The organism is Pseudomonas sp. PD9R, from assembly GCF_019200975.1.
Classification (GTDB): Bacteria; Pseudomonadota; Gammaproteobacteria; order Pseudomonadales; family Pseudomonadaceae; genus Aquipseudomonas.
Map to the genome: position 1 here is coordinate 212,298 of NZ_JAHTMR010000006.1, position 25,452 is coordinate 237,749.

Here is a 25,452-nt window from a genome sequence, read left to right on the forward strand (position 1 = left end):
CCGGTCGATGGACTCAGGGAGTCGTCCTGATCAGCCGTTGTTCAAGATCATCCAGATGTTGAGTCATCAACAGAACCGCTGAACTAGCGTCGGTTTGCTCCAGGGCGTCGACAACCGCAAGGTGTTTGCTCCAGGAGCAGTAACCATCAGCCTTTTCCTTGTGCTGTGCAATCGCCAGAGAGGTCAGTGGTACCAGGCTGTGGAGGAAGTGCGCCAATGGGGTGTTAGCCGACAGGTGGGCCAGTTGCAGGTGAAATTCGCCTGAGACGCGGATAGCCGAGCCGCGCTGGTCGCACTCCAGGTATTGGCGATGTTTTTCGATCAATTCACGCAGCGCATACAGTCCGCCACGGCGAGGCTGCTGGCAGGCAAGTTGGATGAGCTTGGTTTCCGTCAGGCGACGCGCGTGGAGAATCTGCCGGGTTTGTTCGGGAGCAGGCGTTGCGACGCGTGGACGATGATTGGGACGCAGGATGATTACCTGTTCATGGGACAGACGCGTCAGCACCCGACGCATCTGGCTGCGGCTGGCGTCGAACATCTGCGCCAGGCTCTCTTCGGTAAAACGACTGGTCGGGGTGATGCGTTGCTCAAGAATGGCATCGAATACACGCGGGTAGAGGTCATCCACCAAGGGCTTGGCACGATGCCCGCCGCAAAAGGGCAGGGCCGTTGGTAATTCGCGGGTGTACTGCGCTGTGGCGAAGCTGTTCATGGCCTGTCTCCAGTTCGAAGAGAATTCAACTGCGAAGGTTGTCGTCCGGGATGTTCAACTCGATGCCCATCCGTTGGCCTTCGCGCAGGATGTGCCGACGCATCTCGGCGCTGGCCTGTGCGCTGTTCTTGCTGCGGATCGCCCGCACCACGGCTTCGTTTTCTTCCAGGCGTTCGGCCAAATGTTCCGGGGAGTTGCGCAGTACCTCGGCACTTTGCTTGAGGGCATTGCTGGTCTGCTGAACCACGCTTTGGAAAATCGGGTTGGACGTCAGTGTGAACAACTCTTCGTGGAACGCGATGTAGGCGTTTACTCCCGCTTCACTGTCGTTGGCGTCCAGCGCTTCGCGCATGTCCATCAAAGTCAGGCGCAATTGCCCGACTTCCTTGCTGCTGATCGATTGCGCCACGAGGCCGACGATGAACGGTTCAAGGGTGTAGCGCAGTTGCAGCACGTCCTCCAGGCTTGCCGCCGCGACGGCGCTGTCGTGGGTTTGGCTGTCGCTGAGATTGGCCTCGAGTACCACCACACCTTTGCCCGGCATGGAACGCACCAGACCGAGGGTTTCCAGAACGATGACCGCCTCACGCAAACTCGGGCGGCTGATGCCCAGTTGTTCGGCCAGTTCACGTTGCCCCGGCAACATTTCGCCGGAGCGCCACTGACCTCGAGCCAACGCGGCCCTGAGTTTTTCTACGACTGAATTTACAACGGTTGAAGTGGTAATCACTGATCGCTCCAGGAGCATCGAAGAGAGTGAGGGCATGCCTACCGTGAGGCAGGCACGCCGTTGCTTCAGAATTCCTGCTGATGTGCCGGTGCAACCGGCTTTCGCGGCTGGAAGGTATAACCCGCCTGGCCGGAAAGCACCTTGTTGGCTCGTTGCACATCGATGTCTTTTTCCCAGCGGGCGATGGCCACGGTGGCCACGCAGTTGCCGATCAGGTTGGTCAGTGCCCGACCGATGCCCATGAACCAGTCCACGGCCAGCACCAGCACCAGGCCCACCACCGGAATCGCCGGAATTGCTGTCAGGGTTGCCGCCAGAATCACCAGGGCTGAGCCAGGAATACCGTGCGCACCTTTGGACGTGATCAGCGACACCAACAGAATCGTCAGCAGGTCGGTCATGGCCAGCGGTGTGCCGGTGGCGTTGGCGATGAACACGATGGCCAGCGTCAGGTAGATAGAAAAACCATCAAGGTTGAAAGAGTAACCGGTAGGAATGACCAGTCCGACCGTCGAACTGCCAATGCCCAAATGTTCAAGCTTGCGCATGATTTGCGGCAGTACGGCGTCGGAAGAGGCGGTGCCCATCACGATCAGCAGTTCTTCGCGCAGGTATTTGAGCAACGGCCACATCCGCAGCCCGGAAAGGCGCATCACCAGGCCGAGCACCAACGCCACGAACGCTGTGCAAGTCAGGTAGAAAAGGCCGACCAGGCTGCCCAGGTGTTGCAGCGAATCCAGGCCATATTTGCTGGTGGTGAAGGCAATCGCGCCGAACACACCGATCGGTGCCAGGCGCACGATCATGCCCATGATGCGGAAGATCACATGGCTGAGTTCATTGATCAGACGTGAAATGCCTGACGCTGCTTCGCCTACCAGATTCAGCGCGCTGCCAAACAGCACTGAAAACAACAGGACTTGCAGGATGTTGTTGTCGGCAAATGCTCCGATCACCGAGGTGGGAATCAGGTCCATCAGGAACTGCGTGGTGGTGTGCATGTGCTGGCCGCGCTGGGCGATATCACCCATGTCGGCGGCGGAAAGCTGCTCCAGATGAATGTTCGCGCCGCTGCCAATACCGGTGCTGAAAGCGAACACCAAGCCAATCACCAGAGCAATGGTGGTCAGCACTTCGAAATAGATCACCGATTTCAGGCCGATGCGCCCGACCTTCTTCAGGTCGCCGGCACCACTGATGCCACTGACCACCACGCAGAACACGATCAGGCCGATGAGCATTTTGATCAGTTTGATAAAACCGTCACCAAGCGGTTTCAGTTGAGCGGAGTATTCGGGAAGGGTCAGCCCGCAGACGATGCCGAGCACCAGTCCGAGAACCACTTGGAGGAAGATTGAACGCGAGCACCATCTGAGCATGGGAGGAATCCTGGTCGGTGTCCTGGCTGCCGGGGCGCAGAGCGCATCAGCTTCAGGATTTAATTATTGTGGTCTTACCGGTATGTCCAGTGCAGGCGCAGTCTACGCTCGATTTTTTTAGGATTACAAGGGGTGGCGGCAAAATTGGCATGACCGGTCTGACCAGTGGCGCCGGTCCCTGTAGGAGCAGTCTTCGGCAGCTCCATAAAGGTGAGCGTGAGTTTGCGGATGAAAAAAAACCGGCCATCGCTGGCCGGTTTTCAGAGTTCTGCTCTCGAAGGTACTCGATCGATTTTTTTACATGGCGATATTGCGCTTAATGATTTTAAGTTCGAAGAATACTAATTTTCCACCACGCTTTTCGTAATCGGTAAGAACCGGGAAGTTTGGTGCGTCACCATAAGTATGAACCTCTCGGCGCTGTGGCCCGGTATGAAGGCGAATGGTATTGAGTTCGTCTGGCAGGTCGTCCAGATTAGAACTTTCACCCAGTCTGTTGATGATGCGAAAGTAAGTAGGGTCATTGCCGTTGAAAACTGACAAATTGCGAAGCTCGCCTTCCATGCTTGCAGTGCTTTGGAAGTTTCCGTCACTGCCTTCAATCTTGATGGTATAGACATCATCGTGATAATCGAAGAGGAACGTTTCAGGGATTACATTCTCTGTGTAACTCAGAAGAACGTCTCCATAAAGTTCGAGCTTTTTTTCAAGGATAAGCTTGAAATCCTCAGCGATGTCAGGGGCTTCGAGCATTTTTCGAATGACCTTGCTGGCTAGCGCTACCGGCTTGTGATCCACAAAAAGTTGAGCCGTAAACGATTGGTTCTTATCTGTTTTTTGCATGGTGGTATCTCTTCCTTGATAGTTGAATAACTTAGGCCGCTCGTTACATTGTGGGTTGGCGATTCGTTGTCCTGTAAAAAGTTTGGTCAGGCTATCATGAAGATTTTGGGGTGATGGTTTTTGGTGTGTTGCAAAATAATAGGTTTTGTTTTGTGGTGATAATGGAGAAGAAGTTTGCTGTTTTAGAGAGGGGGTGTGTTTGACGGTTTATAAGGGGGAATGTGGCGATTAAAAATCCCAGGTATAAAAAAACCGGCACAGGTGCCGGTTTTTTCAACTGCGGTTTAGCGGGGCTGATTAGGCGCCGTACACCGGCAGTTTCTTGCAGATAGCCTTGACCTTCTCACGAACGGCATCGATCACCGCTTCGTTGTTCAGGTCAGCCAGGATGTCGCAGATCCAGCCGGCCAGTTCTTTGCACTCTGCTTCCTTGAAGCCACGGGTGGTCACAGCCGGGGTGCCGAAGCGCAGGCCGGAGGTGACGAACGGGGAGCGAGGGTCGTTTGGCACGGAGTTCTTGTTCACGGTGATGAAAGCCTTGCCCAAAGCGGCGTCGGCGTCTTTACCGGAAATTTCCTGCTTGATCAGCGACAGCAGGAACAGGTGGTTTTCAGTACCGCCGGAAACTACGTCGAAGCCGCGCTCGATGAATACGCCGGCCATGGCCTTGGCGTTTTTCACCACTTGTTGCTGGTAAGTCTTGAACTCAGGCTGCAGCGCTTCCTTGAAGCAGATCGCCTTGGCAGCGATCACGTGTTCCAGCGGGCCACCCTGGGCGCCCGGGAATACTGCGGAGTTCAGCTTCTTCTCGATGTCGGCGTTGGCGCGAGCCAGGATCAGGCCGCCACGTGGACCGCGCAGGGTCTTGTGGGTAGTGGTGGTCACGACGTCAGCGAATGGAACCGGGTTCGGGTAGACGCCAGCGGCGACCAGACCGGCCACGTGGGCCATGTCGACGAACAGGTAAGCGCCAACCTTGTCGGCGATTTCGCGGAAACGCGGGAAATCGAGGATCTGCGAGTAGGCAGAGAAACCGGCCACAATCATTTTCGGCTTGTGCTCAACCGCCAGACGCTCGACTTCGTCGTAGTCGATCAGGCCGTTGGCGTCGATGCCGTACTGAATGGCGTTGTACAGCTTGCCGGAGGACGAAACGCTGGCACCGTGGGTCAGGTGACCGCCGTGGGCCAGGCTCATGCCCAGGATGGTGTCGCCAGCCGACAGCAGGGCCAGGTAAACGGCGCTGTTGGCTTGCGAACCGGCGTGCGGCTGAACGTTGGCGTAATCGGCGCCGAACAGCTCTTTTGCCCGGTCGATGGCCAGTTGTTCAACAACGTCCACGTACTCGCAACCGCCGTAGTAGCGCTTGCCCGGATAGCCTTCGGCGTACTTGTTGGTCAGAACCGAGCCTTGAGCTTCCATGACCGCTGGGCTGGTGTAGTTTTCCGAAGCGATCAGCTCGATGTGTTCTTCCTGGCGCTGAGCTTCTTGCTCCATGGCGGCAAAAAGGTCGGCGTCGTACTTGGCAATAGTCAAATCACGGCTGAACATGGCGGTCCTCAAGGATCGGGGCAGAAAAGGGGGGCATTCTAACCCAATGGGTTTTAGATGGCATATGAAACGGCATCATGTCGCAGACAAGTGGTTTTCATGGTCGGTGTGAGAGCCAAAAGATCGCAGCCTTCGGCAGCTCCTACTTTGGAATGCGTTCTCCTGTAGGCGCTGCCGAAGGCTGCGATCCTTTCAGGGGAGGCGCAGCCACTCAATCGAACATGAACAGCGCGTCATTGCTGAACTGCACTTCGAACTTGTCGGGCGGCATCGGACGACCGAACAGGTAGCCCTGAACCTCATCGCAACCGTGCTCGCGCAGGAAGTCCAGCTGCTCATGGGTTTCCACGCCCTCGGCGATTACCGCCAGGTTCAGACTGTGGGCCATGGCGATGATAGCGCGGGCAATCTGCGCATCCTGCTCACCCGACGGCAGACCGTCGACGAATGTTCGGTCGATTTTCAGCACGTCGATCGGGAACTGCTTGAGGTAGTTCAGCGAGGAATAACCGGTGCCGAAGTCGTCGACCGCAATGCTCAGGCCGAGGTTTTTCAGGCCGTCGAGGATCTGCATCGCCTCGCTGACTTCGCGCATCAGGATACTTTCGGTCAGTTCCAACTCCAGGCACGCCGGCGGCAGGCCGGTTTCCTTGAGGATGGTGGCGATTCGCGTGCCGAGCTGACCGTCGGAGAATTGCCGGGCGGAAATGTTCACCGATACCTTTGGCACCCGCACTTTGGCCTGATGCCAGTGCTTGAGCTGACGGCACGCCTCGCTGATCACCCAGTCGCCCACATCCACTACCAGCCCGAGCTCTTCGAGCACCGGAATGAAATCCCCGGGCGGTACCAGGCCGCGTCGCGGATGACGCCAGCGCAGCAGGGCTTCGGCGCCAGTCAAACGTTTGCCATCGCCGCTGAATTGCGGCTGGTAATACAGCACGAATTCGTCCTGTTCCAGGGCGTGACGCAAATCGCTTTCCAGTTCCAGGCGCTCCAGGGCACTGGCGTTCATGTCGGCTTGATAGAACTGGAAGTTGTTCTTGCCACGCTCTTTGGCGTGGTACATCGCGGTGTCGGCGTTCTTCATCAACTGGCTGAGTTCATTGCCGTCCTGCGGGCTCAGGGCAATGCCGATACTGGCCGTGACGAAGAACTCGCGGCCTTCGAGCACAAAGGGTTTCACCAGGCTGGCGAGGATCTGTTCCGCCACGTGAATCGCCCGGTTCAAGGCGATTTCACGGTTGGCCCGTGGTTGCAGGAGCAGCGTGAATTCATCGCCACCCATGCGCGCCACGGTGTCGTCATCGTCGACACAACCGAGCAAGCGCGTGGCCATTTCCTTGAGCATGCGGTCGCCGGCGGCGTGGCCCAGGGAGTCGTTGATCGGTTTGAAGCGGTCGAGGTCGAGAAACATCAGCACCACCCACGACTTCTGCCGATCGGCTGCTTGCAGCGCGGTGTGCAGGCGATCCTGGAACAGTGTGCGGTTGGGCAGGTGGGTCAGGGCGTCGTAATAGGCGAGGCGGTGAATCCGCTGCTCACTGGCCTTGCGTTCGCTGATGTCACTGAAGAAGCACACATAACTGGCCAGATCCCCTTCGTCGTCCAGCACCGCGGTGATACCGACCCAGGCCGGGTAGTGCTCGCCGTTGCGGCGTCGGAGCCAGACTTCGCCTTCCCAGGTGCTGTGTTGATTCAGCTGCTTGAGCACGTAACGCAGGTGGGCTTCCTGCTGCTCGTCGACGGTCAGCATGTTCGGCAGTTGGTCTAGCACTTGCTCCACCGCATAACCGCTGACACGGCTGAAGGCTTCGTTGGCCTGGACGATGTAGCCGGCCGGGTCGGTGATCAGGATTGCCGACGTCGAATGTTCGAATACCGTGGCGGCCATGCGCAGGTCTTTCTCCGCGCGGCGTTGCTGACTGATGTCGCGTCCGACCCCCAGCACACCTTCAAATACCCCGTGTTCGTCCCAGACCAGCACCAGTCGCAGCTCGATCGGGATCTTGCGCCCGTCGGCTCGCAGGCAGTCGAACAGGAACAATTGGGTCTGCACCTGGCTGCGCAACAACGCCAGCTGATCAGGTTGATCCAGCGCTTTGCTGACCCGGTCCATCAGGCTGAAAATGCCGGCCAGCTGCTGTGGGTTGGCAATGGTCGATTGCCAGCCGTTCTGGAAAATCCACTCGGCGTCGTAGCCGAGCACCGCTTGCACCGAAGGGCTCACGTAGTTGAGCGCCAATCGGTTATCGGTAGAGACAATCACGTCGCTGATGCTTTCGGCGAGCATCCGGTAGCGTTGTTCACTGTCGCGCAGCGATTCGCTGGCCTCTATCTGATCGGTGATGTCCTTGGCTACGCCGATAATTCGCGTGACCTGGTCGTGCTTGTCCCGCGCCAGCGCCTGTTCGCGAATCTCGAATCGCCGCCATTCGCCGTCACGGTGACGAAAGCGCAACTGACACTGCATCAACTGGCGATAACCGGCTTGCCTTTGGGTCTGGCGCGAACGGTGATAGAAGTCGGCGTCTTCGGGGTGCAGGAGGATTTCCCAGAAGTACTCGCCCATCTGTTGCAGCTCAGTGCGGTTGTAGCCCAGCGTCTGTCCCAGATGGTGGTTGCTGAAGATCATCCGCTGGCTGATCACATCCTGCACATACAGGTGGTCCGGCACCGTACGCACCACGTCGGACCAGAATCCTTCACGCTCCAGCAGGGACAGCTCGATAAGTTTGCGGCTGGTGATGTCGGTGATGCTCAGGATCACCGCTCTATAGTCCTCGGAATTTTCCGGCAGGCGCAGCACCAACCACAGGTGCTGGTCACGACCGTTGGCATCCTGGAGTTTGATTTCCAGTTCAAGCTTCTTCTGATGGCTGAGCAGCGCTTCGAGCACTTGATTACCGATGGCGTTGTCGTCGAGCGGGCTGCCATCGATCAGCTGTTTCCAGGCTTGACCGGCCGTCGTGACATTGAGCAGTTGCAGGGCGACCTGGTTGACCTCGGTAATGCGTAATTCCTGCAGTAATTGTCGGCGTTGCTCGGGGACCGCCAGCCATGCCTGCAGTTGCTCGTTACTTTGTAATTGGGCTTTTTCGAATACGCTTTTGAGACCAGACATGTCGAGCACGCACAGCGCTACGCCGGTGCCTTCGAAAATCTCCTGATAACGTCGGCGCCCCTCATGCAACTGGCGCTGGCGGCGGCGCATGTTCAACAGGACGATGAACGGCAGTAAGGAAAATGCCAGGCCCAGCAAACATTTGCCGATGAAGGCCGGCAGCAGCTCTTCTAGCACGCGCTGCCGATCGAACAGCCCGCGCAGTTGCCAGTCACTGCTGCTCAGCGGAACGGTGAGCACGCTGTTGGCCAGATCGTCCTGGGTCAGTGTGCCCGGGTTGATCAAGGGCAGCGCTTCATCGCGGCTGATGATCTGGTGATTGAGGCGGTTTTCCACCAGCCATAGCGGGCGATCGCTGGCTTCGTTGAGCTTGGTCAATGACGAAAAAAACGTCGGTTTCAGGCGTAAGGCCCAGTAGCCACGGGTGCTACCGCTGGCTTGATGCAAAAGCACATGCACCATCGAACCGTCGATGGCGTTGCTGAAATAATGAGGCTGCGCGCGGCTACGGCGGACCAGGTCGCTCAGAAAATCCGCGTCTTCGCTGTTGCTGGCACTGTCAGAGATGATTCTGCCGGACGGGCTGAGCAATGCCAGGCTGATCAGGTCGGGCAGCGATTTTTGCAATTTGCGCAGCAGCTCCTGCTGTTCGTCGGCACTCTGCGGTTGCTCGACGATCGGTAGCAGGTTCAGGGCAATCTGCGCGCTGAGCGCCATGTTCAGGCTGACTTGTGCGGCCAGGTCGGCGGTGTAGTCAATGGTGTATTGACGCTGGGTTTTCTGGGTTTCGCGCAGTTGATCCAGCAACTGCCAAAACAGCAGGGCAAGCAGCAACAGCACAAGCGTCGCCAATGCACCTTTTAGTGTTCCGCGCAGGGGCGAGCCGGGCGCCGCTGTCGGTGCACTGGTGGTCAGGGACGGAGGGACATTGGACAAACTGTAATCCTGCGGTTTGGCTGGACTGGCGCGACGTGCACTATAAGCCGGACGCCCGAAGGGCGGCTAGCATGCCTTGAGTTGTGGCAAAGTGCCAGCCCCGCTCGGCTGGACTGCCTTCTATCAATAAGGTAGCTTTGCGGGTTACGCGGGAGCGTTCCAGCTCCTAGACTCAGACTTTTTCAGCGCACACGAATTGGACTCATCAATCGGACGACGCGCACGGTCTGGCCGGGCATAAGCCTGCGCTCCAATCATTCATCAGTCACTGACCCTAGGTTCTCCATGGCTCAATACGTATTCACCATGCATCGGCTGGGAAAAGTTGTTCCGCCGAAGCGGGAAATCCTGAAAAACATCTCTCTGTCCTTCTTCCCCGGCGCCAAGATCGGTGTGCTCGGCCTCAACGGTTCGGGTAAGTCCACGCTGCTGAAAATCATGGCTGGCGTCGACACCGAGTTCGAGGGCGAAGCGCGTCCGATGCCGGAGCTGAACATCGGCTACCTCCCACAAGAGCCGATCCTGGACCCGACCAAGACCGTGCGTGAAGTGGTCGAGGAAGCGGTCAGCGTGATCAAGAACGCCCAGGCTCGCCTGGACGAGGTCTACGCGGCTTACGCTGATGAAGATGCCGATTTCGACAAGCTGGCTGCTGAACAGGCCAAACTTGAAGCCATCCTGCAAGCCAGCGACGGGCACAACCTGGATCGCCAACTGGAAGTCGCCGCCGATGCGCTGCGTCTGCCAGCATGGGATGCCAAGGTCGAATTCCTGTCCGGTGGTGAAAAACGTCGTGTGGCCCTGTGCCGCCTGCTGCTGTCCGCTCCGGACATGCTGTTGCTCGACGAACCGACCAACCACCTGGACGCCGATTCCGTCGCCTGGCTGGAGCACTTCCTGCACGACTTCCCGGGCACCGTGGTAGCGATCACGCACGACCGTTACTTCCTGGACAACGTTGCGGGCTGGATTCTGGAACTCGACCGCGGCGCGGGCATTCCTTACGAGGGCAACTACTCGGGCTGGCTGGAAGCCAAGTCGAATCGTCTGGCTGCCGAATCCAAGCAGCAGTCGGCTCACGAAAAAGCCATGAAGGAAGAGCTGGAGTGGGTGCGCAAAGGCGCCAAGGCCCGCCAGTCGAAATCCAAGGCTCGCCTGCAACGCTTCGAAGAAATGCAATCGCAGGAATTCCAGAAGCGCAGTGAAACCAACGAGATCTACATCCCGGCCGGTCCGCGCCTGGGTGACAAGGTCATCGAGTTCAAGAATGTCACCAAGGGCTACGGCGATCGCGTGTTGATCGACAACCTGTCGTTCTCTATGCCGAAAGGCGCCATCGTTGGCGTGATCGGCGGTAACGGTGCCGGTAAATCGACCCTGTTCCGCATGCTGATGGGCAAGGAAACGCCGGATTCGGGCAGCATCGAAGTCGGCGAAACCGTGCAACTGGCTTGCGTGGATCAGAGCCGCGAAGACCTGGACGGCAGCAAGACCGTGTTCCAGCAGATCTCCGACGGCTCCGACCAGATCCGCATCGGCAGCTACGAGATCCCGTCGCGTACCTACGTCGGTCGCTTCAACTTCAAGGGCGGCGATCAGCAGAAGTTCGTCAAGGACCTGTCCGGTGGTGAGCGCGGTCGCTTGCACCTGGCCCTGACCCTGAAGGAGGGCGGCAACGTCCTGCTGCTCGACGAACCGTCTAACGACCTCGACGTTGAAACCCTGCGTTCTTTGGAGGAAGCCCTGCTGGACTTCCCGGGCGCCGCCATTGTGATCTCTCACGATCGGTGGTTCCTTGACCGCGTCGCGACTCACATCCTGGCGTACGAAGACGACTCGCAAGCGGTGTTCTTCGAAGGCAACTACACCGAATACGAAGCCGATCGCAAAAAGCGCCTTGGCGAAGCAGCAGCTCAGCCGCATCGTGTACGGCACAAGAAGTTGGCCTGATTCGGTTGAATTGTTTGAACTGAGAGCAGTTCTTTCGGGTATCTAAGATGTAACGTCTCATTGTTGATTGCTTGAAATAAAAATCCGATGCCTCGTAAGGCATCGGATTTTTTTTTGCCCGCTCGTCGTGGTCCGGATCAGTTCTTCGACCTTGAAATGACTGTTGCGTGTGAGAAAACCAAACCTCCTAAACGAAGTATTGTAAGGAGGGAGTGTTACATGAGGTTGCTTTAGTTAGTGGGTTTTCCGTTTGTTTTATATTCTGAAATGATTGGAGGGTTCAATATTTTTTTCAGTGGGCTATTGTTCGCCGGAGTATTGCTGGAGAGACAGTTTTCATCTTGTTTCAGTAATTTAATTCCATTGTTGGTATCGCCTTCTGGCGATGCCGAATATAAGCTGAAAGGAATATCATAATGATAAAAGTCAGAGATAATAACCATGGTGGTGTGTGGCCGGAGTACGTAAGTGGTACAGCCCAACAAAATTACTTAAAGGCTGAGGTCGGAATTCTTGAGGCTGCCAAGCAAGGTTACAGTCACTGGTATATAGACGGTAGTTTGCCGGGGGAGCGGCCTTCCGACTGGACGGAAAGTCGCATCGACGCGTTGCGTGAAACAATTTTGAAAACTGGCGTAAAACCTATTTATCATGGGAATTTTAAAGCACCCCTTGGAAGTGATGTTCAGGAAATAGGCACGGCTGCACTTGACTATATAAAACGGGAGGTTGACCTTAGTGCCGCATTGGGTGGCGCGCCTGTTATCGTGCATGGTGGTGGCGTCGTTGAGCCACGCTTGGTGATAGAGGCTCGGCGTATGGGGTTGACTGCCTTTATCGACAATCTTGGGGAACTTGTAGATTATGCGCGTGAGCGGAATGTTGAGATATGGCTGGAAAATCTCAGTAACTATACAAAGTTTCATCCGTTCTACTATATCTGCGTTACCGAAGATGAATACGCGGAGGTTCTGGGTAATGTTCCGGGCTTAAAGTTCTTTTTTGATGTGTCTCATGCCCATGTCAATGATGGTGACCCGGTCAAGGTTTTCGACCGGCTGCATCAATATGTGGTCGGCATGTCCTTCAGTGATAATAAAGGCGAACGTGATTCGCACTTTCCGCTGGGAAGAGGGTCGTTGGACTATCCCGGGTTGGTGAAAGCGATATTGAAGCATGAATGGCGTGGATTGGTTGGGTTTGAGACGCGCGGAAGCACGCTGTCAGACAGCGTTGCCTACCTCAACTCGATAGGCAGCAGGATCACCGATAAAGTTGCTTGATACAGGAATCCCTTCAGGTCATTTAGCGATAGTGACCTGATTTTCTGCTTACTTCCCGTCGAATAGAGGTGACCTCTGTGAGTGCCGTTCGAGAGAAATTTTTCCCCGGTAATGCCGATTTTGTAAAAGGTTGTATAGATTCGATCCCGGTTTGCCTCGCGTTTATGTTCATGTTTTTTTCCATTGGCGTGCTGTTGGCTTCGGCCGGATTTTCGCTGATTCAGTCAATTGTCATGACACTTGCCGTGCATGCTGCTCCACTTCAAGTGTTTATTGGACAATCGGATGGAGGTATAGGTGTTGGCGCGTTGATCATGATTACGCTCTTGGTGAATTTTCGATTCATGATCATGTCTTCAGTACTGTGTGAGCAATTCAAGTCAATATCTCTGACTAAGATGATGTGGTCGGTGCAGTTGCTGTCCGTATCAACCTTCACACTTGCAAACTCCACGAAAACCAGTGCTCTGGACAGTTACCGGTATTATTTGGGCTGCGGTATTACCAGTCTGTCTGTTGCTGTTTTTGCAACGATTATGGGGTATCTCATACGTGCCGATTTGGGGGTTATGGCATATGCAGTCATTGCGATGATATTGCCTATCCATTTCACGGCTCTTGTCGGAATGTCCTGGCCGAAGTGGCGCCCTGTTGTTGCCACCGCTATCGGGTTTATCGCTACGCCAATTGTCGGTTCATGGCTAGGCGTTTATCACGTTTTTGTTGTTCCATTGTTTCTGGGTGCTATATTTCTTTCCGTCGAGCGACTGAGTGGTAAGACATCATGAGTAACTGGGGGCTAATACTGGTTGCTGCAAGCGTTTCGTATTGCTTGCGTTTTTTGCCTGTCTTGATTTTTCGAAAATACAAGATCAATGGCGATGGAAATGTTTATGTGTTTTTAAGCTATGCAGCCTGCGCAGTGATGGGCGGGATAATTTACTCAATCGCATTTGGAGATGCATTGTTTCTGGATTGGTCAGGACATTTTGAAGATGTTCAGTTGATGAAGTTGATAGTTATCCTGCTTTCATTTTTTGTTGCGGCTTTTACCCGCAGTGTCATCAAGTCGTTAGTCTGCTGTGCGTCGATATACGGTGTCGCCTTGTATTTGCTCTGATGGGGTTTCGTTCCGCCTCTGAACATCGCTAAAGAGAGTATTTAATAATGAATATATTTGCAGGTTTCGATAAGCGACCTGGCGAACTGACTCGCCAACAACTTGAGGATTGCTATTATCGAGTCATGAATAACCCGCTTGATATCAATATGACTCGAGGTTTGCCCTCGCCCGCGCAATTGGATTTGGCTAACTCATTCCTGTTTCTACCCGGCCAATCAAGCTTCGTTTCTGCTCATGCTGTCGATTGGCGAAATTATGGCTGCCTGCAGGGCTTGCCAGAGGTGCGCAAGTTAGTTGCTGAAGCATTGCTGGGGCTGCCGGCCGATCAGATTGCCGTCGGTGAAAACTCCAGTCTTGCATTGATGCACGAGACGCTCGGCTACGCATTTAGCCATGGGCTCTGCACGAGTCCGCGTCCGTGGGGAAAAGAGCCATTGGTAAAGTTTCTCTGCCCTGTCCCAGGCTATGACCGACATTTTGCGATGTGCGAAGAATTCAACATCGAAATGATCCCGGTACCCCTGCTCGAAACGGGTCCGGACATGGACATGATCGAACGTTTGGTGGCGTCGGATCCCACGATAAAAGGTATGTGGTGTGTACCCAAATACAGCAATCCGTCAGGTGCCGTTTACTGTGGCGAGACAGTGGCAAGACTCGCGAGAATGCCAACCGCCGCAGACGATTTCGTATTGTTTTGGGACAATGCCTATGCGGTTCATCATTTGACTGACGATGAGGTACAGAACCAGCCCATTGCGCAGTTATGTGAGGAGGCCAGGCATACCGATCGATACTTTATTTTCGCTTCAACCTCGAAAATTGTCCTGCCTGGAGCAGGTTTGGCGTTTATCGGCTCATCTACGACAAATTTGACTTGGTGGTTAAACCATCGCAAGTGCCGAACCATCGGTCCAGATAAGGTCAATCAGCTACGCCATCTGTTGTTTTTTCGTGACGACAAAGGCGTGTCGAATCACATGAAGAAACACCGTTCGTTACTTGCACCAAAATTCGAGAGGCTTGAGGTTGAGTTATCAAAAGGATTTAACGGGGTAGGTCAGGTGAGTTGGACGAGACCGCAAGGTGGGTACTTTGTCAGTCTGGACTTGCCCCAAGGATGCGCTAGCAGGGCCGTGGATCTTGCGCTACGAGTGGGCCTCGCGCTGACGCAAGCAGGAGCAACCCACCCCAAAGGACTGGACCCCCTTGATAGCAACATTCGGCTGGCACCCACTTATCTGGATCTTGAAACTCTCGGAGTAGCTGCTCAAGTCCTTGTACTGTGCGTGTTGCTTTCGATTGCACAGCAGGAACGCACTCGATAGCAGGCTTTGATCAAGCTCCGTTGAATCTACGGGGCTTGATTATGTAGCGGACTCTCTGTTGTGGTTCACGAGTTAGCTGCATTACTGCCGGTTTTTTTGGAGGGTGTTTTATGTTGTGCGCCATTTGATTTCATAATGGCGACACGTCGTCCTTTTCTTGTGCACAATTCGTTTGTTACAGTCCGGCCCAATCTCTTCCAACGACAACAAATTTGCCGAGACTTTTTTATGATCGAATCCGTCGAATCCTTCCTTGCCCGCCTGAAAAAACGTGACCCGGACCAGCCAGAATTCCACCAGGCCGTGGAAGAAGTCTTGCGCAGTCTATGGCCGTTTCTTGAGGCCAATCCGCATTACCTGGCGTCGGGCATTCTGGAGCGGATGTGTGAACCGGAGCGAGCTATCGTGTTCCGGGTTTCCTGGGTCGACGATCAGGGCAAAGTGCAGGTCAATCGCGGTTTCCGTATTCAGATGAACAGCGCCATCGGCCCCTACAAGGGCGGTTTGCGCTTCCATCCATCGGTGAACATGGGCGTATTGAAGTTCCTCGCCTTCGAGCAAACCTTCAAAAATTCGCTGACCTCATTGCCCATGGGCGGTGGCAAGGGTGGTTCGGACTTCGATCCGAAAGGCAAAAGCGATGCGGAAGTCATGCGCTTCTGCCAGGCCTTCATGAGCGAACTGTACCGCCACATCGGTGCCGACGTTGACGTGCCCGCCGGTGATATCGGCGTTGGTGCCCGCGAGATCGGATATCTGTTTGGCCAGTACAAGCGCCTGAGCAATCAGTTCACCAGCGTCCTGACAGGCAAGGGACCGAGCTATGGCGGTAGCCTGATTCGCCCGGAAGCCACCGGTTTCGGTTGTGTGTACTTCGCCGAGGAAATGCTCAAACGGCGCGGCGAAACTGTCGAGGGCAAACGCGTGGCAATCTCGGGTTCTGGCAATGTCGCGCAGTACGCGGCGCGCAAGGTCATGGACCTGGGCGGCAAAGTAATTTCCTTGTCGGACTCCGAAGGCACGCTGTACTGCGAAAGCGGTTTGACTGAAGCGCAATGGCAAGCGGTGCTGGAACTGAAAAATGTCCAGCGCGGACGCATCAGCGAATTGGCCGGTCGTTTTGGCCTGGAGTTCCTCTCGGGCCAGCACCCGTGGGGGCTGAGTTGCGACATCGCCCTGCCTTGCGCCACACAAAACGAACTGGATGCCGAAGCCGCTCGCGTGTTGCTGCGCAATGGCTGCACTTGCGTCGCCGAAGGTGCCAACATGCCGACCACACTTGAGGCCGTGGACCTGTTCATCGACGCAGGTATTTTGTTTGCGCCAGGCAAGGCGTCCAACGCCGGTGGTGTTGCGGTGAGCGGGCTGGAGATGTCGCAGAACGCCATGCGCCTGTTGTGGACCGGTGGTGAAGTGGACAGCAAACTCCACGCGATCATGCAATCGATCCACCACGCGTGCGTGCACTACGGTGAGGAAAACGGTCAGGTCAATTACGTCAAAGGCGCGAACATCGCCGGCTTCGTCAAAGTCGCTGACGCCATGCTCGCCCAAGGCGTGGTTTAAGCCGGTTCGATACGGATGATCTCGATCAGTTGATCGCCAGCCGGGCGTCGCCATAGCACCTCGTCACCGAGTTGTGCCCCGAGCAACGCCCGGCCCAGCGGTGAACCCCAGTTGATCAGGCCTTTGGCGGCAGCCGCCTGATCTTCGCCGACCAGTTGTACGCGGCGTTCAGTGCCGTTTTCATCGGCATAGGTGACCCAACTGCCAATCTGCACCTTTCTGGTGGAGGTCGCTGGCGTTACCACCTGAGCGCTTTGCAGGCGTTGATGGAAGTAGCGCAAATCGCGTTCAAGGTTGGCCAGCAGCTGTTTATCCGACTGGTCGCCTAAAGCGGACTGCTCGCCGTGCTGTGCTTGCAGCTCGGTGACCTTGTTTTGCAGCAGGGTCAGGCCTTCTGGCGTGACGTAGTTGGGCTGCTCGCTGACCTGCCGTTCGACCGGCTGATCGGCTTGTGCGGCGGCATTATCTTCATTGACGAAGGCGCGACTCATGGTTTTCTCCCGATATAGGGTTTGGGCCATCGTCGCAGGCTTTTAGTTTCGAGGGATATAGGGCAGCGACCTATTGCGAGTGATAGGCCCGGGCGGCGTCCTGATCCTTCTGCTGCTGCCAGGCTTTATCTCGTTCGTCCCAATGACGATTGCGATAGTCATCACGGTCCTCGCTTTCGCGCATGGCCTGGCACTGGCGAAAGCCGTCGCCCCAGCCTTCGGCGTAGTTTTTGTCTTTCAGATAGCGCGGGACGTTTTTGCGAAACTCACCGGTGATGGCACCGGCGGCCTGCCGGCCACTGCTGCAACCGTCATCGAAACCATCGGCGAATGCCGGTGGGTAACCTTTGGCAATCAGATCTTCGTGGGTCGTCTGGCAACCCGCGATCAACAGCAATAAACCGACTACACCTGCACAACGCCACATCTTGGACTCCCGGGCCGCAATACGGCCTATAAGGAAAGTCTAGAAGCGGGTTCGTCGGCGGGGTGTGAAAGAAAGATCAAAAGATCGCAGTCTGCGGCAGCTACGGGAGTCGCATTTCAATGTAGGAGCTGCCGAAGGCTGCGATCTTTTGATCTACCTTGGCTCCGACCAAATTTCAGATCAATAGTGATACCACTTCACCTCAAGCATCACTTCGTTCTCCGGCGTAGCCAAGTGGCTGAATTCACGCTGGGCACTCAGCCGCAAGCCCAAGTTGCGCGACAGCTCCCACTGTTGATTCAGGCTCATACTGCGGCGCACTTCGCCATTGGTGAAGTAGTCGCCCTTGGCTTCCAGGCTGAAATTGCCCAGCGGGTTTTTCCACAGCAATCCTGTGTTGAAACCCGCTGCCGGGGCGATAAAACCGGCGAAGTCATTGTTGTGTTCCACGCGCACCGTACCCAAGGCAAAACCAAGTGTGTCGTCGCCGAGTTGCCAAGTGCCACCGCCACCGCCATTCACATGGCTGACCAGATTTTCGTCGTCATGTTTGCCCGGCACCCGTTCCAGGCCTCCCGTGACTTGCCACGACAGTGGTTGCAGTAACTCGTTGCGCGGCGTCAGTGAGCGGATGGTTGCCAGGTCCAGTTGCTGCACCTGCCAGTCATTGCCTTCGTACTGACGCAGTTTCAGCTGGAGGATTTCGATCTGTGCACCGAGGGGGAAGCTTTCGGCATTGTCGTTGAGGTCGTGATAGGCCATGCGTAAGCCATACTCGCCAAAGGCCTTGTCACCACGAGTGCCGAGGCCCGCCTGCCAGGTGCGCGATTCGTGGCCGTCCTCGGGCAGGCCGGGTTGCGGGATGTCCAGCTCCGGTGCCGGGTTCTGGTTGATCGCCCGCAGCAGTTCGAAACTGCGTTGTGCCCGTTGCGGATCACGCTCCTGGCCATTGGCGCGGTAGCGTTCCAGACGATATGCGGCATCGATGATCAATGCCTGGCGTCCTCGGGGTAGAGCCTTGAACGCCGGTGTTTGCAATTGTTTCTGGTCGGCACTGACCTTCAGCACCCACTGCTGTTCTTCATCGCTCAACGGCTCGGCGCGGCTTAGCAGTTCGCGCTCGCGAGACGGGCGGTACTGGATCGATTCCACCAGCCCGGCCTCTTTCACCGCTTTGACGGTGTCGGTAGGAATGGCGGTCAGCGGGAATTGCTCGGTCAGGCGCAGGCTCGGGCGGGCTACTTGCAGCAGTTCCAGCAGGCGATAGGAGCAGTTTTCGTCGAAGAAGAAATAGTCGAACTGAATCTGCTTCAACTCCCAGACGTGCTCGACCATGCGCGCGGTTTCTTCCTGGGTCAGATTAAGACGGTATTCCCATAAGTCGCGGTTTTCGAGGCTGCGGTATTCCGAGAGTTTTTCCTGATACGGCACCAGCGCGAACAGACCGGGATAGCCGCCCATCAAGCCTTTCCAGGCATAGAGGATGCTGTTGTCCGAGCCTTCGATGTAGGCGCCGAAGTTGATCGCGTAACTGAGCAATGAGGTCTTGTCGCTCTGTACGTCGGCCTGATCGATGCGCAGCAGGGTGTGGCCGAACATCGACGATGGGCTGTTGAGGTACGCCGCCGGGAAAATCATCACCGCGCTATGCGGCGAAACGTCTTTGAACCATTGCTTGAACTCAGCGCAGTCCAGCGTCGGCAGATCGGTCAGGTTGAGTTGCGCCTTCAGCCAACGGGTACGGGCCGGGTAAACGCACTGTGCATGCTGTTCGCCAGCGCTCGCCGGGGCATACAGCGCTTGTACGGTGGCCGCCAGTTCATGGTCCGGGTGTTCGTTGCCATCGGCAGCAAGAAAGAATTTTTTGTCGCTGACATAGCTGCGCCAGCCACCGAGTTTGGCGGTTTCGTAATGACCCAGGGAAATCCAGAAAGGGTCGTTGGCCAGTTGCTGCAAACGTTGATTGTCGATAAGCGGCGCGGCGGACAGCGGCGCGCAGACACAGAGCGCCAGCCAGGCAAAGCGTTTGAGCATAGTCGGCAACTTAAACAGGAAAAAACAAAGACCCGGCGCGGTCGATGCCACTTGCGGGTAGGAGCTGTCGAGTGCAACGAGGCGGCGATCTTTTGATCTTTTAAAAGCAAAGATCGCCGCCTCGTTGCACTCGACAGCTCCTACAGGTGCATGGCATTACCCAAAGAGGGGCGGGCCCAAAAATAAAACCCGCTTCCCGAAAGAAGCGGGGTGGGTCGAGCTTAAGCTTGAGTCGCGTACTTGGCCAGACGAGGGTCGTTTTTCAGCACGGCCAGAGTGTTGGTATGCACGTCTTCCGCAGTGACGTCAGCCTTGCTGAAGATCTGCTGGAAGTGCTCGTGAGTGACGGCGGCGAAGTGCGCACGGTCTTCCGGCGCCACGCCCAGTACCACGGCGTAAGTGGTCAGTGCTTCGCCCTGACCTTTAGCCATGTCTTCGGACAGCTCATTCATCATGCCATTCATGGCAAACCAGGATTTGCCGCCATAGGTCAGCGACGCGTTGGTCGCACAACCGTTGGTGCCGGAGGTCATACCGAAGGTTGCGTTGCCGGAGGTGCCGTTGGTGGTGGATGCCAGGAAGTGAGCCGGAGTACCACGCTGACCTTCGAACAGCATGTTGCCCCAACCGCAATCCGGCCCGCCTGGCGCCTGAGCCATGGCGTTGAGGGATACAACGGTGAAGAGAGTACCGAGAAGAATCCGTTTCATAGCTTTGTTCTCTTTATGTGCATACCAATGGACAAGGGAGTTTGGCCCGTGTCGGCGCCAGTTGGGCCGGTTATTAGTCCAGCCGCGCAGTTTGGAGTTTAGGCACGATCACGGGGTTCCGTGATTTTTTGCAAAACAATCGTTGAAATCAGGGATTTGGCGCCGCTCTGCATCGAGGTTTCGACTTGTCTATGCTTTGGCCTGAGGCGCTCCTTGCCAGTCGGGCATAGGCAGCGCCAGAATGCCGCTATCTGCCCCGCCTGATGTAAGGAAGCCCGATGCCTGATCCTGTTGCTGCCAGCTTGCGTCTAGCGCCCGAAGCGCTGACCCGTCCGTTTTCCGCTGAACAGTTCAGCTTCTCTACCACCAATGATCTGGAGCCCTTTCGCGGTGTGCTTGGCCAGGAACGTGCGGTCGAAGCGTTGCAGTTCGGCGTGGCCATGCCACGCCCCGGTTACAACGTATTCGTCATGGGCGAGCCAGGCACCGGCCGGTTTTCGTTCGTCAAACGCTACCTGAAAGCCGAAGGCAAGCGCCTGCAGACCCCGGCGGACTGGGTCTATGTCAATAATTTCGATGAGCCGCGCGAGCCTCGCGCACTGGAATTGCCGTCAGGCACTGCTGGCGCTTTCATCGGTGACATCAACGGCTTGATCGATAACCTGCTGGCAACCTTTCCAGCGGTGTTTGAACACCCGTCGTACCAGCAAAAGAAGAGCGCCATCGACCGCGCCTTCAATCAGCGCTACGACAAGGCGCTGGACATCATCGAACGCCTGGCCCTGGAAAAAGACGTCGCGCTCTACCGTGACAGCAGCAACATCGCTTTCACGCCGATGGCAGAAGGCAAGGCGCTGGACGAAGCGGAATTCGCCCAATTGCCGGAAGCTGAGCGTGAACGCTTCCACGAGGACATTTCGGCCCTCGAAGAACGTTTGAATGAAGAGCTCGCCAGCCTGCCGCAATGGAAGCGCGAGTCGAGCAATCAACTGCGTCATCTCAACGAAGAAACCATCACCCTGGCCTTGCAGCCGTTGCTGTCGCCGTTGTCGGAGAAATACGCCGAGAACGCCGCCGTGTGCGGTTACCTGCAAGCGATGCAGGTGTATTTGCTCAAGACCGTGGTCGAGCAACTGGTGGACGACAGCAAGACCGACGCCGTCGCTCGCAAGCTGCTGGAAGAGCAATACGCGCCGAGCCTGGTTGTCGGTCACTCCGCCAGCGGCGGTGCGCCCGTGGTGTTCGAACCGCACCCGACCTACGAAAACCTGTTCGGCCGCATCGAATACAGCACCGATCAAGGCGCGCTGTACACGACGTATCGGCAGTTGCGACCAGGTGCATTGCACCGGGCCAACGGCGGTTTCCTGATCCTCGAAGCGGAAAAAATGCTCAGCGAGCCGTTCGTGTGGGACGCGCTGAAACGTGCGTTGCAATCGCGCAAGCTGAAAATGGAATCGCCGCTGGGTGAGCTGGGTCGTCTGGCGACCGTAACCCTGACCCCGCAACACATTCCGTTGCAGGTCAAAGTGGTGATCATCGGCGCTCGTTCGCTCTATTACACGTTGCAAGACCTCGATCCGGACTTCCAGGAGATGTTCCGCGTCCTGGTGGATTTCGATGAAGACATCCCGATGGTCGACGAAAGCCTGGAACAGTTCGCCCAGTTGCTGAAAACCCGTACTTCGGAAGAAGGCATGGCGCCGTTGACCGCCGATGCGGTGGCGCGTCTGGCGACTTACAGCGCGCGTCTGGCCGAGCATCAGGGACGATTGTCGGCGCGCATCGGTGATTTGTTTCAACTGGTCAGCGAGGCGGACTTCATTCGTCACCTGGCCTCGGACGAAATGACCGATGCCGGTCATATCGAGCGTGCGCTCAAGGCCAAGGCCACCCGCACCGGTCGTGTGTCGGCGCGGATTCTCGATGACATGCTGGCCGGAATCATCCTGATTGACACCGATGGCGCAGCGGTCGGCAAGTGCAACGGCTTGACCGTGCTTGAGGTCGGCGACTCGGCCTTTGGTGTGCCGGCGCGGATTTCCGCCACGGTGTATCCGGGCGGCAGCGGCATCGTCGACATCGAGCGTGAGGTCAACCTCGGTCAGCCGATTCACTCCAAAGGCGTGATGATCCTCACCGGGTACCTGGGCAGCCGTTACGCCCAGGAATTCCCGCTGGCGATTTCCGCGAGTATCGCTCTGGAGCAGTCGTACGGTTACGTCGATGGTGACAGTGCGTCCTTGGGTGAGGCGTGCACGCTGATCTCGGCCTTGTCGAAAACCCCGCTCAAGCAATGTTTTGCAATCACCGGTTCGATCAACCAGTTCGGTGAAGTGCAGGCGGTGGGCGGAGTCAACGAGAAGATCGAAGGCTTCTTCCGTCTTTGCGAGGCCCGCGGGCTTACCGGCGAACAGGGAGCGATCATTCCGCATGCCAACGTCGCCACGCTGATGCTCGACGAAAAAGTGCTGTCCGCGGTGCGCGCGGGGCAGTTCCATGTTTACGCGGTGAGACAGGCCGATGAGGCTTTGAGCCTGCTGGTCGGTGAGCCAGCGGGTGCGCCGGATGAAAATGGCGAGTTTCCTGAAGGCAGCGTCAACGCACGGGTGGTGGAGCGCTTGCGGGTCATTGCGGAAATGATCAGCGAAGAAGACCTCAAGGAAGCAGAGAAAGAGTTGGCGGTCGAGGCGCTGGCGGAGGCCAAACCTGCGTAACACCCACCCCTGTAGGAGCCGAGCTTGCTCGCGATGGCGGACTTTCAGTCAACATAAATGTTGAATGTCAGTGACCTATCGCGAGCAAGCTCGGCTCCCACAGGGATCTTTGATTAATCCGCAAAGTGCCATCACTCTGACGTCAATATTCACACAGTGACCATTCGGCACCTTCTGGTCTCGCCAGGCGTGCTCTTCAGACTTTTCTTCTATTATCTGCTCAGGGATATCGACAGTAATCACTGGATCGAGACAGCCTTCCCGTGGAGGCTGAATACCGGATCTACCGAGGGTCGCCGCCATGTCGCGCAACCTCTGCCTCACCCGTCAATGCCTGGGTCTTGTGACCCGTATCGAATGCGCCATCAAGCCGCTGGCCGGCGATACGGGCATGTGGACCTTGCTCTTTGCCGCCGGAATGGCCGGCGAGCAACCTTCAGCCATCAAAGCCCAAGGCCCGTTTCATGGCCCTTTCGTGGCTGAATCGATCCTCGACACCATCGTTGAAAGCCTGACTCTGCATGGCTATGAACTGGCCGATGATCCGCAAATCTGGTGCCTGCATCTGCAAGCCCAGCTGCGGGAAATCAACGGTGGTCGTTGCCGAAACGTCGGCGGCTTCGAGTTCCGGCCTGAGCACTGACCTGCGCTACTGGGCCAGGTGGGAGATGTCGGCCTTGTCGAGCTTGACCTCAAAACCATATTGCACGGTGGCGAGGTCAGTTCGCTGATAGGTCTCCAGGTGCGTGGGTTGCCCGTAGAAGTAATGCACGGCAAACAGCGCCGGGCCTTCTGTGCTCGCGTCATGGTTGACCGCGAGAATTTCCTTCAGGTAATTGCCGCTATCGTCCTTGGCGAAAAAACGCCAGTCCTGATCGGGAAACACTTTCAGATCCACCACCAGTGCGTTGTTTTTGAGCTCAAGTCCTTTCGGCAATTGATGGGCATCGAGGGCCTTCTTTTCGACCGTGGCCAGAAACAGCGGTACGGAACCCACCACGTAAGCCGGTGTTTCCGGAAACAGGTTCAAGTCGTAAGTGATTGTGCCGCGCAGGGGATCGACTTGATACGCCTCCGGTGGTAACTCGATCGGCTCATCACGTTTGCCGCGACTGTCCTCGGTGAAGAAGCTGACCGGGCTGTCGCCGGGATTGAAGGATGTGCCGAGCAGTTCGTCATTGAAGCTCTTGAGGTGACTGAACTCGACTCGCGCAGCGCTGGGGTCTTCAACCGATTGGCTGATGCTGACCCCTTTCTTCAGTTGTTCCTCGGTCAGCGTCGCGCCCTTGAGCCAGGCCGTGGCCTGATCGTCATACACCACCACCGGCATGTTCAGGGGCTGGATGGTCTTCTCCGTGGTGTGGCGGTCGAAGCGCCGGACCGGCAGGTTCAAGTCCTTGCGAGTCACGGTCGCGGCGGAAAAATCCAGCAGGCTGACTTCAAGGGTTTCGATCGGCCCGTTGAAGTACACCTTCGAGTAATGGTGGGTTTGTTGTTTCTCGAACTGGCGCTGTTCTTCATCCAGTTGCTTACCGAACGCCTCACTCCAGGTCTTCTGTTGCTGCATTTTCGCCAGCTGTTGTTGATAGAAGGCGATTTGCGCGGCGGTCTCATTGATTGAGCCGGAGCGAGTGAGAAATTGTCCGGTAGCATCCCTGGCCTGGACGATCAGCGGGTTAAGCGGGGTTTCACCAATCTCGGGAGCCAATGGCGCGCTGTTGTTGAACTCGACTTCGGCATAATTATTGGTCAGTTTCAGCAGCGTGACGCTGAGGTTATCGTTGGTGCGGGGCTGGCCAACGTCCTTCTTCGTCAGGTCGAAGCTGTAGAGCCGGCGCGGTGCAATGACTTCCAGCTTGCCTTGCAGGCTTACCGGTTGGGGCTGTTTATTGGGGTCGATGTCGAGGCCTTCTATGTACGGGTAGGCCACAGTCAGGTCATCAGGGTTGGTCAGCGTGGAGCTCGACGGGCTCAGCTGAATGCCGGGATCGGTTTCCGACCATTCCGGCTGGAAGGCGATTACCCGTTTGTTGCTCAGAGTGACTGACTGCCATTCCAGGCCATGGGGGAACAGGAACGCTGCCGGAATGCTGAACGCGAAAGGAAACACCGGTTGCAGGTCGGTCAGGTAATCGGAGCTGGAGTCTTTGCGCAGCACGAACAATCCGTTGATGAACGTGTCGACCAGGGCTTGTGGCGTGGGGTAATGCTTTAGCACGGCGAGGACGTCTTCGCCGTATTCGGTTTCCGCGGGTTTGCTGTCGAGCTTGAGTTGTGCGCGTTCAAGCAACAGCAGCGAGCCGCCGAGTTCGGCTACTGCATCCTTGAGTTTCGGGTCTGTGATCGCATCCAGAGACTTCTCGAACTGCGCGGTTTTTTCCTCAAGGCTGACTTGATGCTTCTCGTCGCTGGGCGAGCAAGCAGTCATCAGCAAGGCCAGGCAAATTCCGGCGCTGGTTAAAGGTAAACGCACATCCATTTCCAGTCTTCCTGTCCGATATCACGCAGCTGTCGATGGTTTGGACACTAGCAGAAAAACCTTGAT

At 56.5% G+C, this 25,452-nt stretch carries 19 protein-coding genes; 8 read left to right on the top strand and 11 right to left on the bottom strand.

The genetic code is table 11. The annotated features are described in order from the left end of the window. Positions 1-13 precede the first annotated feature (13 nt). The 6 genes from KUF73_RS14760 to KUF73_RS14785 all read right to left on the bottom strand — a co-directional run bounded on the left by KUF73_RS14760 (position 14) and on the right by KUF73_RS14785 (position 9,278). Entirely contained in the window at positions 14-715 is a 702-nt protein-coding gene (locus KUF73_RS14760) for a GntR family transcriptional regulator (protein ID WP_218438796.1), read from the bottom strand. A gap of 25 nt (positions 716-740) precedes the next feature. After that, positions 741-1,445 carry a FadR/GntR family transcriptional regulator gene (locus KUF73_RS14765; RefSeq protein WP_218438798.1) on the bottom strand — a complete coding sequence of 235 codons (705 nt, stop codon included), beginning with the start codon at positions 1,443-1,445 and terminating at the stop codon, positions 741-743. 65 nt (positions 1,446-1,510) lie between these two features. Beyond that, complete coding sequence (locus tag KUF73_RS14770; protein WP_218438799.1) at positions 1,511-2,824, bottom strand: C4-dicarboxylate transporter DctA; 1,314 nt, start codon at positions 2,822-2,824, stop codon at positions 1,511-1,513. A gap of 297 nt (positions 2,825-3,121) precedes the next feature. Beyond that, a complete protein-coding gene (locus KUF73_RS14775) occupies positions 3,122-3,667 on the bottom strand; it encodes a hypothetical protein (RefSeq protein ID WP_218438801.1) in 546 nt (181 codons plus the stop codon). A gap of 297 nt (positions 3,668-3,964) precedes the next feature. Further along, positions 3,965-5,218, bottom strand: a complete 1,254-nt coding sequence (glyA, locus tag KUF73_RS14780) for a serine hydroxymethyltransferase (RefSeq protein WP_157712663.1) — start codon at positions 5,216-5,218, stop codon at positions 3,965-3,967. A 211-nt stretch (positions 5,219-5,429) separates the two neighbouring features. After that, the gene (locus KUF73_RS14785) at positions 5,430-9,278 is read right to left on the bottom strand and encodes a bifunctional diguanylate cyclase/phosphodiesterase (RefSeq protein WP_218438803.1); all 3,849 of its coding nucleotides are present in this window, start codon (positions 9,276-9,278) and stop codon (positions 5,430-5,432) included. Between the two features lie 285 nt (positions 9,279-9,563). Between KUF73_RS14785 and ettA the strand changes: the two genes are divergently transcribed. The 6 genes from ettA to gdhA all read left to right on the top strand — a co-directional run bounded on the left by ettA (position 9,564) and on the right by gdhA (position 16,528). After that, positions 9,564-11,228, top strand: a complete 1,665-nt coding sequence (gene ettA, locus KUF73_RS14790; protein ID WP_218438805.1) for an energy-dependent translational throttle protein EttA — start codon at positions 9,564-9,566, stop codon at positions 11,226-11,228. A gap of 416 nt (positions 11,229-11,644) precedes the next feature. Continuing rightward, the gene (locus tag KUF73_RS14795; protein ID WP_218438807.1) at positions 11,645-12,511 is read left to right on the top strand and encodes a sugar phosphate isomerase/epimerase; all 867 of its coding nucleotides are present in this window, start codon (positions 11,645-11,647) and stop codon (positions 12,509-12,511) included. A gap of 77 nt (positions 12,512-12,588) precedes the next feature. Next, on the top strand, positions 12,589-13,299 hold the full coding sequence (locus tag KUF73_RS14800) for an AzlC family ABC transporter permease (protein WP_218438809.1): 711 nt from the start codon (positions 12,589-12,591) through the stop codon (positions 13,297-13,299). Continuing rightward, the gene (locus KUF73_RS14805; RefSeq protein WP_218438811.1) at positions 13,296-13,631 is read left to right on the top strand and encodes an AzlD domain-containing protein; all 336 of its coding nucleotides are present in this window, start codon (positions 13,296-13,298) and stop codon (positions 13,629-13,631) included. Before KUF73_RS14800 ends, KUF73_RS14805 begins: the two co-directional genes overlap by 4 nt. A gap of 47 nt (positions 13,632-13,678) precedes the next feature. Continuing rightward, entirely contained in the window at positions 13,679-14,962 is a 1,284-nt protein-coding gene (locus tag KUF73_RS14810) for an aminotransferase class I/II-fold pyridoxal phosphate-dependent enzyme (RefSeq protein WP_218438813.1), read from the top strand. Positions 14,963-15,190: 228 nt separating this feature from the next. Then, a complete protein-coding gene (gdhA, locus tag KUF73_RS14815) occupies positions 15,191-16,528 on the top strand; it encodes an NADP-specific glutamate dehydrogenase (RefSeq protein WP_218438815.1) in 1,338 nt (445 codons plus the stop codon). On the opposite strand, the gene KUF73_RS14820 is transcribed toward gdhA, so the two are convergent. From KUF73_RS14820 to KUF73_RS14835, 4 genes are all read right to left on the bottom strand, one after another. Further along, a complete protein-coding gene (locus KUF73_RS14820) occupies positions 16,525-17,019 on the bottom strand; it encodes a GreA/GreB family elongation factor (protein WP_218438816.1) in 495 nt (164 codons plus the stop codon). The genes gdhA and KUF73_RS14820 overlap by 4 nt on opposite strands. Before the next feature lie 70 nt (positions 17,020-17,089). Next, positions 17,090-17,446, bottom strand: a complete 357-nt coding sequence (locus KUF73_RS14825; protein ID WP_218438818.1) for a hypothetical protein — start codon at positions 17,444-17,446, stop codon at positions 17,090-17,092. Positions 17,447-17,626: 180 nt separating this feature from the next. Further along, positions 17,627-19,480: a DUF4105 domain-containing protein gene (locus tag KUF73_RS14830; protein ID WP_218438826.1), complete on the bottom strand. Its 1,854-nt coding sequence runs from the start codon at positions 19,478-19,480 to the stop codon at positions 17,627-17,629. Positions 19,481-19,701: 221 nt separating this feature from the next. Further along, a complete protein-coding gene (locus KUF73_RS14835; protein ID WP_218438827.1) occupies positions 19,702-20,190 on the bottom strand; it encodes a DUF3015 domain-containing protein in 489 nt (162 codons plus the stop codon). A gap of 278 nt (positions 20,191-20,468) precedes the next feature. On the opposite strand from KUF73_RS14835, the gene KUF73_RS14840 reads away from it, so the two are divergent. Both KUF73_RS14840 and KUF73_RS14845 read left to right on the top strand, forming a co-directional pair. Then, on the top strand, positions 20,469-22,907 hold the full coding sequence (locus tag KUF73_RS14840; protein ID WP_218438828.1) for a Lon protease family protein: 2,439 nt from the start codon (positions 20,469-20,471) through the stop codon (positions 22,905-22,907). A gap of 301 nt (positions 22,908-23,208) precedes the next feature. Beyond that, positions 23,209-23,550 (top strand): hypothetical protein, encoded by a 342-nt coding sequence (locus KUF73_RS14845; protein ID WP_046815727.1) that lies wholly within the window; start codon positions 23,209-23,211, stop codon positions 23,548-23,550. A gap of 6 nt (positions 23,551-23,556) precedes the next feature. On the opposite strand, the gene KUF73_RS14850 is transcribed toward KUF73_RS14845, so the two are convergent. After that, the gene (locus KUF73_RS14850; protein ID WP_218438829.1) at positions 23,557-25,386 is read right to left on the bottom strand and encodes a hypothetical protein; all 1,830 of its coding nucleotides are present in this window, start codon (positions 25,384-25,386) and stop codon (positions 23,557-23,559) included. Positions 25,387-25,452: the final 66 nt, after the last annotated feature.